Raw genomic sequence first — 12,675 nt, 5'->3', positions numbered from 1 at the left:
CCATGCGCTTCCCATCAGAGGAAATTGTCGACTTATATAGCCACCGATGGGAAATAGAAGTGGGTTACCGAGAAATCAAATCTTCTTTACTCAACAATGAGTTCACGTTAAGAAGCAAACTTCCCGATATGATAGAACAAGAGCTGTGGGGAGTGCTACTTGGCTACAATATTATCCGATATCAAATGGTTAATATGGCAAAGACGATACCGGGGATTTATCCTAACCAACTGAGTTTCACTATAAGTGCAACCGCAATAATCCACTTGATATATGGGTTTTGGCTAGAAGCAGCAGGCATTATTCCCAAACGTATTAATCATCTTTTAGACGAAACTCCGCATCATGTTTTACCACTAAAAAGAGAAGATAGAATATACCCGAGGAGCGTGAAACCTAGGAATAGAAAATACCCCAATAAAAAGAGTGCCAGTCAGCTTAACTGACTGGCATTAGCACTAAGTGCTCCTTTTACGTTGAATTCAATTCATGCTTAGTCGCTGCCAAACAAGTCTCGTGTGTAGACTTTATCTTTTACATCACTGAGCTCGTCAACCATGCGGTTCGATACAATCACATCCGACTTGTTCTTAAATTCATTCAAATCCGTCATGACTTTCGAGTGGAAAAACTCTTTCTCTTCCAAAACAGGTTCAAAGACCACAACTTCAATGCCTTTCGCTTTTAGGCGTTTCATGATTCCTTGAATACTCGATGCACGGAAATTATCTGATCCTGCTTTCATGATTAAGCGATATATCCCAACCACTTTTGGCTGCTTTTGGAGAATAGATTCAGCAATAAAATCTTTACGTGTTCGGTTGGCATCTACAATCGCTTGAACAATGTTGTTCGGCACATCTTGATAGTTCGCCAGAAGCTGCTTGGTATCTTTTGGTAGACAGTAACCACCGTAGCCAAATGAAGGGTTGTTATAATGGCTGCCGATACGAGGATCGAGACCAACACCTTCAATAATCTGGCGAGAGTCCAATCCATGCGCTTCCGCATAGGAATCTAACTCGTTAAAGTACGCAACGCGCATCGCTAAGTATGTGTTAGAGAACAACTTAACGGCTTCGGCTTCTGTTGAGTTGGTAAAAAGAACTTCAATGCTCTCTTTCTCAGCACCTTGAATGAGCAGATCCGCAAATTTCCTTGCTCGCTCGCTTTGCTCACCAACAATGATTCGAGACGGATGCAAATTGTCATAAAGCGCCCGCCCTTCTCTCAAAAACTCAGGAGAAAATAGAATGTTATCGCAACCTAGTTCTTTACTAATACGCTCCGTATAGCCAACTGGTACTGTCGACTTAATCACCATCGTCGCGTTTGGATTGATTGCCATGACATCTTTAATCACCGCCTCTACAGAAGCCGTTTTAAAGTAGTTGGTTACTGGGTCATAATCCGTTGGAGTAGCGATAACGACATACTCTGCTTCTTTGTATGCGCTTTCTTTGTCTAACGTCGCAACTAAATTCAACGATTTTTCAGAAAAAAACGATTCGATTTCTTTGTCCGCAATGGGAGATACTTTGTCATTAATAAGATTCACTTTATTTTCAATGACATCTACGGCGACAACTTGATTATGTTGAGCTAACAAGACTGCATTGGATAACCCGACATAACCTGTCCCTGCAATTGCGATTTTCATCTATTCCCTACCCTAACTCACAAAAAATCGACGCTCTGTGACTTATTCAAGTACAGCATCGATTTTAAATTGCGCAAATGACGTGCTTATTTCCGCTCAAAAGAAAAGAACTTGAGCTTTCAAGCAAATTTAGCAAACTAGCGTAGAGGGATATTATGAAACAGGGATGGAATTGATATTAAAATAGTATGATGTTTATTTGGCAATTAGCTGCTGATTTAAGGGAAAGAATCACTTAAGCCGCTTGAACATGCCCGTCATTACTTACTTCAGAGCCTTACTTAAGTGATTTTTATCCATCAGATACTCCATTCTTTTACGTCTGATACCACCTTTAAAGCTTTTTTCGCCTAGGTTGGTCCAATGCATATGCAAATCCTTAGAAATAAGTATAGAGAGATTATAAAAGAGCCATAGATTTGATTAGCTCTAGCTCCCTCCACACTCCTGCTCCGCTTTCCAAACTAAATCTCCTATCTCATCAACAGGCGTAAACCCAGTCGATGCATCAAGAAGCAGTTGACGAATAGCTTCATGATCAAAATTATGACAAGCTGAATCTAATCTATCCAACAAGGCATCGTATTCATTAATCGGTAAGAAGTCTTCATGAGCTGTCATGATTCTTTCATGAGCAGTTGAATCAACATTGTCCCCAATTAGAAGTTCTTCATACAGCTTCTCACCAGGACGCAAACCAGTATATTGTATTTCAATATCACCATATGGGTTTGATTCATCTTTAACTTCTAAACCAGAAAGGTGAATCAAGTTCCTGGCTAAATCAACAATCTTAACGGACTCCCCCATATCAAGAACGAATACATCACCACCTTTACCCATAGCCCCCGCTTGAATGACTAACTGAGCAGCCTCGGGAATGGTCATGAAAAATCGTGTGATATCCTCATGAGTCACCGTAATAGGCTCACGATTGGCTATTTGACGTTTAAACACTGGTACTACTGAGCCCGATGAGCCTAAAACGTTACCAAAACGCACCATGCAGAAACGAGTGCCTTCGTTAGGAGTGCTTTGCCGAATATGATTCTGTTCCTCAGCCAAGGCTTGAAGTCCCAACTCTGCCATTCGCTTGGTAGTGCCCATCACGTTGGTTGGACGTACCGCTTTATCGGTTGAGATCAAAACAAATGACTCTACTTTTGCTTCAATAGCAGCCCGTGCAGTGTAGTTAGTACCAAAAACATTATTTCTCACGCCTTCAACTACATTGAACTCCACAAGTGGAACATGCTTATAGGCCGCAGCATGATAAACGGTCTGGACTTTAAAGCTTTCCATCACTTTAGACAAACGATTAATACGTTGAACCGAACCAAGTAGAGGAATGATTTGAATACCTAACCCTTCAGCTTCTACCTCTAATGAAAGCTCCCTATCAATTTGATAAAGAGCAAATTCAGATAACTCAAATAAAATAAGGGCTTTAGGTTGATTGCGAATAATCTGGCGACACAGTTCAGAGCCAATAGAGCCACCAGCACCAGTCACCATGACCACTTTACCTTTAATATTGGCTTCCATTAACGCTTGTTGAGGGGCAACAGGATCACGACCTAAAAGATCATCAATTGAAACGTCCTTCAACTCATCAATGCTGGCATTACCTGCAACAATATCTGACATTTCAGGTACGGTAAGTATCTCAACAGGTAACAAAGAGATACTGTCAATGACCTCTTTACGTCGACGACGCGACGCACTTGGTATAGCAAGTAAAATTTGTTTTACGGCATGTTTTGCAATCACTTTCTCTACACCACCCTTGGTATAGACATATAAACCCATCATCATGGTATTTTTCAAAGTAGCATCTTCATCCACAAAACCCACTACATTGTGGCTATCGGATTGACGCAGTGCCAACGCGAGCTGTCGACCAGCGCTGCCAGCCCCATAGATTAGAACCGGGTTGCCAACTTTATTAATGGATTGCGCTACTAAACTTCGAATAATAAGACGACTACCACCAACGCTGATCGCTAAAAAAGCCCCATAGATAATAGGTACAGATCTAGGGATAAATGCGTCAAACCAAAAAGCTAAACCAGCCATAGTAATCGCAGATATAGCTGTACCTAAACCAACTAAAGCAAGTACATGTAAACCAAGATATCTTAGTACCGCTCGATACAAACCAAGTTTAATGAAAACGAGCAAGGTTAGTGCAATGGTGACTATTAAAACATATCGCCCTTCTATGGATGGTAAAGGCTCAACATTCCCAATACGAACCCAATAAGCACCGAAAAATGAAATGCAAATAAAAAAGAAATCAAACAATAAACTGATAAGACGCTTAGTGTGACGAGGAAGAGACCAAATGACATTAAAATTTGACATAGAAAACCGCATTATTTTCTTAGTATGGACAATCTAGAAGCTATAGTAAGGGACTATTTTGGATTCCGGATCAAAGCTACTTTACAGCATCGCCAGAACCACTGCCTGTCGCTGTCATAACGATATATTTCAAGTAGTTTCTAAGTGTAAGGCTATCGATCATTTGTTTATCGGTTTTTGCTAGTAGCTCAGGTGTAGACATATCAATATTTTGTACTTGCGCCAAGCCTGTCACACCTGGTAATACATCATAGACACCAAGCATATTCCGCTCTTGAATTAATTCTTCTTGATTAAACAAATTAGGACGAGGTCCAACTAAACTCATTTCCCCCCTTACAACATTTATCAACTGAGGTAACTCATCTATTTTGGATTTTCGCAAAAAAGCTCCGAACTTTGTAATAGAAGCATTGTTTGCTAAATGACTGGCAACTGATTTTGTCTCAACAGACATCGTTCGAAATTTAATCAACTTAAAAGGTTTTTTGTTGCGCCCCACTCGTTCTTGAATAAAAATAGGGGAGCCAGTATCAAAAAAACCAATAGCAATTACAATTAGTAAAATAGGCCATAAAAACAACAAACCCAAAAAAGCCGCAAAAAAATCTAACATTCGAATCATGGAGTTTATCCTATTACTTTACTTCACTTTTTCTGAAATAGACACCGCGACTTCGAGGAAGCCCTCTTCAATACTTTGGGGTGGAGTCCAATTGAGTCGACTTTTGGTTTCCGAAATATCAACATAAAGTGAGCCAACAAGTCTATTTACGATATCCGACTTTCCAAATACCTTTCCAGCTAAAGTGAAACACCATACAGGAACTGGCACCTGCCACCTTTGTTTACCGATACTTCTTCCCATCAAACTTACCATTTCGGATGTTGACAAGTCTTTTCCATCTGAAACAAGGAAAACTTGGTTCACAGCTTTAGGGTGATCGATACAGGTAGAAATTAGGTCAACCAGATTACGCACCGATACAAAGCTCCGCTTGTTGTGCTTGATGCCCCCAAACGGGAGAGGAATCCCTTTTTCCACTAATTTAAGTATAGCTGCGAAGTTAGCTTTAACGCCTGGACCATATACTAACGTTGGTCTTATGATCACCACTTCTAGGTTTGTTGAATCTGCCAATTTTAGCAATTCTACCTCAGCTTCCGATTTAGAGCGTCCATAATCATCTTCGGGTAAACGAGCACTAGACGCAGAAAAAGGTTTGTTTGGCAGGGTCGACTCACCATTAACTTTAATAGAGCTAATAAAAATGAAGCGCTTCACATTACTTCTTATTGCTTGTTCTGCAAGGCGAAGTGTTGCTGCCGTATTCGCAACTCGATATTCCTCCAAAGGATCAGTGGCTGAATCACTCATCACGTGAACTCTTGCTGCAGCATGAATCACAGTGTCTACACTTTCGAAAGCTTCAGTAGGAAGCGCGTTAGATGTCAAATCGTAATGATAGAAATCTCCATTATTATATGAAGGCTTACTCCTACCCAAAACAGTTACTTCATGATTCGCTTTTAAACTACGCAATAAATGTTGGCCAACAAAGCCTGTTGCACCCGTTAGTAGTATTTTCACGACGCCCCTTTACTAATCGTTGTTATAAGTTTTTCAGCAGCCGAATTTACAGAAAAATGCTGCTTCAAAACACTGTATGCTTTATCGCCCATCTTTTGCCTACTTGTCGGATCATTTAATAAAGTTCTCGCAGCCTCAAGTAGATCTTCATCCTCTCCATTAACAAATGTAAAGCCAGCACCAGTGTCTCGAATAAAGCGAATTAGGTCATTACCTTGATTTACGCTACCAAGGATCGGTAGTGACTGAACCATATAACCCAATAGTTTTCCAGGAAAGTTGTGAGCCTTGTGAGTTTTAGCTAAAGAAAACAGTCCAATATCAACTTGAGTTAAAACCTGTTTGTACTGACTCTGGCTTATAGAAGGCAATATAGTCACATTATCTAGCTCTTCCGCTTCTTTCATACCATGAACTAAGCTTACCTCATCACCTTGACCAATAAATAAAAAATGAGCTTCAGTACAAGGCTTCATTCCTTTGGCTAACCTCAATAAGTTCCCCATATCTTGAGCATGACCGATGTTTCCACCGTAAAAGAAAATGATTTTGTCTTGTAATTGACATTGAACACGAACATCTATTTCATCGGTTGAGAATGAGATTGGCTTTAAATCCGCCCAATTTTTTAAGATCTGTAAGTTTTTATACTTTGGATTGAGCTCGGAAAAATAATCAACATTCGCTTGAGACATTAAACCTATACAGTCAGACGCTTTATAATTGATGTGTTCAAAGAAACGGAAGTACTTTGTAATTGGTGATGACTCTGAAATCAGACCTTCATCTACTACCCACTGAGGAAACATATCCCGTAAAATCAAATAATTATACGTATTGCAGTATTTTTTCAACCACCACATCAATGGACCAAAAAAGATCGTTGGAGAGTAATTAATACACGCATCAAACGTATTCTTGAAGACTATTTCCTTTAGCGCCCAGAAAGCGCTCAAAGATAACATTGATTCACTAATTACTCTTTGAATTTTTCCTTTTCCCCTCATCGGAGGGTTTTTAAATCGCCAAACTTCTACTCCATCGATGAAGTCAATAACTAAACGCTCACTTTGTCGGCCATGACTAGGAGTTACCACCACTGGCTCATGGCCCAAACGTTTGAGCTCAAGCGCAAGCTCGTGAAACATCTTTGCATGAACCAAAGTACTGTGCGGTAAGTAATCATCTGGAAGCAACGCAATTCGCACGATCTAATATTCCTTCCAAACAACTCGCTTAACATAGTCGGTATAGGAGTGAATAATCCTAACAACCTTGTCAGATACATTAGGCATCGAATAATCATAAACTTGACGGAGTAATCGCTCTTCACCAGTAGCTTGAGATCCAAGGATCTGCAGGGCTTGCATTACTCTTTCCACACCCAATCCAACCATCATTACAGAAGCTTCTTCCATACCTTCAGGTCTTTCATGTGCTTCACGCATGTTAAGCGCTGGAAAGTTCATGATTGAAGACTCTTCATTGATTGTACCACTATCAGAAAGGACCGCTTTCGCGTTCTTTTGAAGGTGGTTGTAATCATGGAAACCCAAAGGCTTAAGTAGTTGGATATTGTGATGAAACTCTAGACCTTGCGCCTCAATACGGTTTCTCGTGCGGGGATGGGTAGAAACGATAAGTGGTAAATTGTAGCGTTCTGCAACAGTATTTAGTGTTTCTGCTAACTTGGCCAGTTGCTTAGGAGAGTCAACATTTTCTTCACGGTGCAAGCTCACTACAAAGTATTCGCCTGGATTTAGTTTCAATCTTTGCAGAACACCTGAAGAATCAATCTGATCCATATAGTGATTTAGAACTTCAAACATTGGACTACCCGTTTTGATCACTCGATCAGCAGGTAAACCTTCTGCTAGTAGGTAGTCTCTAGCGATCGTGCTGTAGGTCAAATTGATATCCGCAGTGTGATCGACAATTCGTCGGTTTGTCTCTTCTGGGACTCTTTGATCGAAGCATCGATTGCCCGCTTCCATATGAAAGATAGGAATTTTACGTCGCTTCGCAGGTAAAGCAGAGATACAAGAGTTAGTATCGCCTAAAACGAGCATTGCTTCTGGCTGTACTTTCTCTAGAACTTCATCAACCTTAATAATAACTTGACCAATAGTCTCTGCGGCATTTTTACCTGCTGCATTTAAGAAATAATCTGGTCTACGAACACCAAGATCATTAAAGAAAACTTCATTTAGCTCGAAGTCATAATTTTGTCCTGTGTGCACCAAAATATGTTCGCAATGCTCATCAAGTTTAGCAAGTACACGAGATAAGCGAATAATTTCAGGGCGAGTGCCAACCACTGACATTACTTTCATTTTTTTCATCGTTTTACCTTACAGAGGTTTAGCAATTGTATCTGGTGCGTCTCGGTCGAAAATTTCATTCGCCCATAACATAACGATCAATTCTTCAGAACCTACGTTAGTCACATCATGTGACCACCCCGGGACTGTCTCTACAATCTCTGGCTTGTCACTATCAACTGTTAGTTCATAACGTTCGCCAGTAACCACATGTTCAAACTTGAACAAAGCTTGACCTTTGATCACGAGAAATTTTTCGTTCTTAGTATGGTGATAATGACCACCGCGAGTAATACCTGGGTGAGCCGTAAAGAACGAGAACTGACCAGCTTGCTTCGTCTTTAGCATTTCACAAAAGACACCTCTTTCATCCCCATAACTTGGAACGGTATAGCTAAACTGACTAGGTTGCATGTAACTTAAGTAAGTTGAATATAGGGCGCGCTCTAAACCAACACCCACATTTTCAGTAGTTAAAGTATCACGACTACCTTTGAATTCCCTTAGCTTGTCTGCAACATAGCCCACTGTTGTTGGGTATTCAGGAGTAACCTTGATTGCACCAAATGGAGTGTCGCCTTCTATCAAACCCATCATACAATTGCAAACATCATCGATATAAATCAATGTAACAGGAGCGCTAGGGTCGTGAATGTTAATCTCAATGTCATTCAGAATATTATGACAGAAGGTTGCTACGAAAGAGTTATAGTTTGGGCGGCACCACTTACCGAATACATTTGGGAAGCGGTAAATGAAGTAAGGCGATCCTGTTTCTTCCCCATAAGTTTCTACAATTTTCTCAGCTTCTGCTTTACTGGCACCGTACGCATTGTCGCTGACAGCTTGTGTTGATGAGCTAATCATCAAAGGAACCTTACGACCGCTAGCTTTCAAAGCAGTGACAATATGGGAAGTTAGGTCTGCATTGCCTACTTTAAACTCTGAGTCGTTTTTCGGTCGGTTAACACCAGCAAGGTGGAAAACAAAGTCAGTTTGGACCAATGCTTCGTTCAAGTCACTTACAGAGGTATCGCGATCAACTTCAGTAACTATGTATTTACCCTGCTCTTTAAGAAGTAGAGATAAGTTCTTTCCAATAAACCCTTTTGCTCCGGTAACTAGAACTTTCATTACACACCTTCCGGAACATTTACACCGCCAGCTTCTATATCTGCAATAAAATCCAACTTATGAAGTAATTTAATCATACCCACTACGCCTAAGCGTTCAGTATTATGGGAGTTATAATCTTCAATCGTGCTTAGATCCTGCTCACCTTCCTCAACATATTGAGAGTAGTTTAAATCTCTATTGTCAGATGGGATTCGGTAGTAGCCACCTTGATCTTCAGCAACAAACATTTCTTCACGGCTACATAGTGCTTCGTACAACTTTTCACCGTGTCTTGTACCGATAATATTAACTTGATGATCAAGCTTCGAAGTGATCTCTTTCAGCGCATCAACCAAAACCTCAATTGTCGCAGCTGGTGCTTTTTGGACGAAAATATCACCATTTACGCCATGTGTGAATGCATGTAAAACAAGGTCTACCGCATCATCCAAAGTCATCATGAATCGCGTCATGTTCGGGTCTGTAATTGTGATTGGATCACCATTCATAATTTGGCGCAAAAACAGCGGAATCACAGAACCGCGAGAGGCCATAACATTGCCATAACGAGTTGCAGATATAACGGTTTTTTCTGAGTCAACGTTACGTGACTTTGCTACGATAACTTTTTCCATCATCGCTTTAGAAATACCCATTGCATTAATCGGATAAACCGCTTTGTCTGTACTTAAACAAACAACCCTAGATACTTCGTTTGCAATACAAGCTTCTAACACGTTTTCTGTACCTAGAACGTTAGTTTTTACAGCTTCCATTGGATGGAATTCACAGGAAGGAACTTGTTTTAAAGCGGCTGCATGATAGACAAAATCGACACCACGAGTGGCAGATAAAATAGAATTATAATCTCGCACGTCACCAATATAAAACTTAAGTTTATGGTGCTGATATTGCTTACGCATATCATCTTGCTTTTTCTCATCGCGAGAAAAAATGCGAATTTCTTTAATATCTGTATCTAAAAATCGCTTTAATACAGCGTTACCAAATGAGCCTGTCCCACCTGTGATTAATAATACTTTGTTGTTAAACACTGTTAACCCCGTTATCACTCTAAATTGAAACTTGTTTGCTTAAATCGGTTTTCTCTTGTTTAGTTGGGTAACTAATCAGAACCGCTTTATATTTACCTTTAAAGACAAACAAACTGCCTGCCGCAACACCGACAACACCACATTCTTGTACCAGTTTCTCGAGGTCAGATACACTGCCAGCTCCCCCAAGGAAAGTAACAGGGATACGCATTTGTTCTTTTATTTTCTTTGATAGTTCTAGGTCATACCCTGTCATCATACCATCTAGGTCGATGGAATTAATAACAAGCTCACCAGCGCCATGCTCTTCTACGATTTTTGCCAACGCAAATAAGTCCACCTTGTGAACCTGAGTGGCATTATGAGTAAGAACCTGATAACCCTTAGAAAAAAGTCCTTTTTTCTTTTGTACATCGACCACAACTACAACACTTTGGCTACCAATACTACTCGATATTTCACTAATCAGGTTTGGATCTGCAATAGCAGCAGAACTCAATGCCACTTTCTCGACACCAAGGCCGATTATACGAGAAGCATGAGCAGCCGTTTTGATGCCACCACCATAACATAGTGGCATCCTGCACTCAGCTGCTAACTTAGCAATGAGATCATAGTCGGGTTCTGCTCCATTAACAGTGGCATCGATATCAATCACCATTAATTCGTCAGACTCTTTCTCATTAAAAATCTTAACTGCATTGATTGGATCCCCAACATATTTTGGAGAGCCAAATTTTTGAGTTTTTACAAGCCCACCTTGGTGGATTAAAAGACAAGGAATAACTCTTGGTCGTAACATCGCCTTAAAGCTCCGCAAAATTCTTTAGGATAGTCTCACCAAATTGATGGCTTTTCTCTGGGTGACATTGTATGCCGTAAACATTTCCAGAATTTACGATACAATCAAACTTCAACCCATAATCTGCTTTAGCCAGACTACTCTCTTCATAATCACAATCAAAAAAGTATGAATGTAAAAAATAGGACTCCGGATCTTCAGGAAAATCTTTGAAAAGTGGTGACGGCTTAGAAAACACAACCTTATTCCAGCCCATATGTGGCATAGGAAGTGCTTCACTTTGAGGGCAACTCCCGAACGAGCGGACCCGACCAGGAATCCAGTTTAAGCCAGGTAAACAACCCTCTTCACTGCTGGTCGCTAACATCTGCATTCCTACACATATACCGAGAACGGGAACTTTTTGAACCTCAACAAGCTCTTCTACTTTTTCTAGCAACCCAGAGTCAGAGAAACGAGTCATCGCATGATCGAACGAGCCAACACCAGGAAGAATCAGATGCGTAGAGCCTGTAAGATCTTGAACTGATGTCGCTCGTTTACAAGGTATTCCGAGCCTTTTAAAGACATTTAAAAATGCTTGAATGTTACCCACACCATAATCAATAATGTGAACCACTAGAAATTCCTCTTCTCTTTTCCAATTTTACGCAGCACAGATGCTCCAAATTGAATCAACCAACGTTTATTTTTGTAGTCTCGATAGGTTTTCTTTGGTGCGCCAAATAGCGCTTGCAGCTCTTCGACGGTTAAATCTAATTTGTGCGCTACATATTCGAATTCTCTTGTCAGAAAGTGCTCGTCCATCTCAGGTTTGGCAATTCTTTCTAAAGCAGCTTCTCGACTCATTTGCCCAGTATGAATCAAGCTGGAAAAATGAGCGCGACGTTTTTGAAAACCAAAACGTCTCGGCAGCCAATAGTCTTCATAAAAACGGGTAAAGCGAGATTCATGATGCTTGTGTTGGAACTTTTCCCAGCCATACTTTTCATTAAGCTCTTGCTCTGCTTCAACTTTGACAAATGGAACAAGATTCAAAGGGTAATGTACTTTCATTCCTGGATAAATCTTATACAGAATTTTGTAGAATAAAATATCTACCAGAGGAAAATCTGTTAACTTTTTCTTACTGCCAAACTTACTGTGGATGTCTTTAAAGAGCGTAGAATCAACACCTAAATACCCACCCCATTCTTCAGGTTCTCGACAACATTCGGTAGAAAAGTTAGAGCCCGTTAATATATGTTTAACGTTATGCTTTCGAGCGAAGCGGTAAAGTCCGGAAAAGAATGCAGCATCTTGAACTAAGTCTTGGTCTGGTATACCAGATTTCAGGAAAGCAACTTGAAGATCTTTAATTTCCTGCCAGTTTACAACTTCGGTGTACAAGTCGACTTCTAGTCCTTCGATTAATTTCTCTATGTTGCCGACTGCCTGATCAGTGTTCCACCCAGCGTCTACATGAAATAAAAGCGGCCTTAAGCCCATCACTTCTTTCGCGACGTGAGCTACATATGAACTATCCAAACCACCAGACAAACCGATGATGCAATCAAAATCCTTGCCCACACCATCTTTCTTGATCAACTCACCCATTTCCATCAACTGCTGATGGCCTTGGCTATCAGTGTTCCAGTTCGGTTTAATAGTGCTTTCAAAGTTCAAGCAGTGATTGCACACGTCGTGCTCATTAAAGGAAATACTAGGATCACTTGTATCCATGATACATTTACTACAAATCTTGTATTCTTTCATTGCTCTATCAA

Annotated in this window: 12 protein-coding genes; 1 reads left to right on the top strand and 11 read right to left on the bottom strand. The window is 40.4% G+C overall.

Going from position 1 to position 12,675, the window contains the following annotated elements:
• On the top strand, nt 1-446 hold a 446-nt coding region (locus VPNCDNU1_RS14850), incomplete at its 5' end, for a transposase (protein ID WP_145959460.1).
• Nucleotides 447-493: 47 nt separating this feature from the next.
• On the opposite strand, the gene VPNCDNU1_RS14845 is transcribed toward VPNCDNU1_RS14850, so the two are convergent.
• The 11 genes from VPNCDNU1_RS14845 to VPNCDNU1_RS14795 all read right to left on the bottom strand — a co-directional run bounded on the left by VPNCDNU1_RS14845 (nt 494) and on the right by VPNCDNU1_RS14795 (nt 12,664).
• Entirely contained in the window at nt 494-1,660 is a 1,167-nt protein-coding gene (locus VPNCDNU1_RS14845; RefSeq protein WP_104401035.1) for a nucleotide sugar dehydrogenase, read from the bottom strand.
• Between the two features lie 429 nt (nt 1,661-2,089).
• A complete protein-coding gene (locus tag VPNCDNU1_RS14840; RefSeq protein WP_104401034.1) occupies nt 2,090-4,024 on the bottom strand; it encodes a polysaccharide biosynthesis protein in 1,935 nt (644 codons plus the stop codon).
• Nucleotides 4,025-4,100: 76 nt separating this feature from the next.
• Entirely contained in the window at nt 4,101-4,649 is a 549-nt protein-coding gene (locus VPNCDNU1_RS14835; RefSeq protein WP_104401033.1) for a sugar transferase, read from the bottom strand.
• An 18-nt stretch (nt 4,650-4,667) separates the two neighbouring features.
• Nucleotides 4,668-5,615 carry a UDP-glucose 4-epimerase family protein gene (locus tag VPNCDNU1_RS14830; protein WP_104401032.1) on the bottom strand — a complete coding sequence of 316 codons (948 nt, stop codon included), beginning with the start codon at nt 5,613-5,615 and terminating at the stop codon, nt 4,668-4,670.
• Nucleotides 5,612-6,823: a glycosyltransferase family 4 protein gene (locus VPNCDNU1_RS14825; protein WP_104401031.1), complete on the bottom strand. Its 1,212-nt coding sequence runs from the start codon at nt 6,821-6,823 to the stop codon at nt 5,612-5,614. The genes VPNCDNU1_RS14830 and VPNCDNU1_RS14825 overlap by 4 nt, the downstream gene beginning before the upstream one ends.
• Before the next feature lie 3 nt (nt 6,824-6,826).
• Nucleotides 6,827-7,957, bottom strand: a complete 1,131-nt coding sequence (wecB, locus tag VPNCDNU1_RS14820) for a non-hydrolyzing UDP-N-acetylglucosamine 2-epimerase (RefSeq protein WP_104401030.1) — start codon at nt 7,955-7,957, stop codon at nt 6,827-6,829.
• Between the two features lie 9 nt (nt 7,958-7,966).
• Nucleotides 7,967-9,070, bottom strand: a complete 1,104-nt coding sequence (gene wbjC, locus VPNCDNU1_RS14815; RefSeq protein ID WP_104401029.1) for a UDP-2-acetamido-2,6-beta-L-arabino-hexul-4-ose reductase — start codon at nt 9,068-9,070, stop codon at nt 7,967-7,969.
• Nucleotides 9,070-10,107 (bottom strand): polysaccharide biosynthesis protein, encoded by a 1,038-nt coding sequence (locus tag VPNCDNU1_RS14810; protein ID WP_104401044.1) that lies wholly within the window; start codon nt 10,105-10,107, stop codon nt 9,070-9,072. Before VPNCDNU1_RS14810 ends, wbjC begins: the two co-directional genes overlap by 1 nt.
• 19 nt (nt 10,108-10,126) lie before the next feature.
• A complete protein-coding gene (locus tag VPNCDNU1_RS14805; protein ID WP_104401028.1) occupies nt 10,127-10,909 on the bottom strand; it encodes an AglZ/HisF2 family acetamidino modification protein in 783 nt (260 codons plus the stop codon).
• 4 nt (nt 10,910-10,913) lie between these two features.
• Nucleotides 10,914-11,528: an imidazole glycerol phosphate synthase subunit HisH gene (hisH, locus tag VPNCDNU1_RS14800; protein WP_104401027.1), complete on the bottom strand. Its 615-nt coding sequence runs from the start codon at nt 11,526-11,528 to the stop codon at nt 10,914-10,916.
• Entirely contained in the window at nt 11,528-12,664 is a 1,137-nt protein-coding gene (locus tag VPNCDNU1_RS14795) for an N-acetyl sugar amidotransferase (RefSeq protein ID WP_104401043.1), read from the bottom strand. The genes hisH and VPNCDNU1_RS14795 overlap by 1 nt, the downstream gene beginning before the upstream one ends.
• Nucleotides 12,665-12,675 lie beyond the last annotated feature (11 nt).

The sequence above is a fragment of the Vibrio penaeicida genome (assembly GCF_002933855.1).
Classification (GTDB): Bacteria; Pseudomonadota; Gammaproteobacteria; order Enterobacterales; family Vibrionaceae; genus Vibrio; species Vibrio penaeicida_A.
Note: the sequence above shows the minus strand (reverse complement) of the source record. Positions and strands in the feature narration are given on the sequence as shown.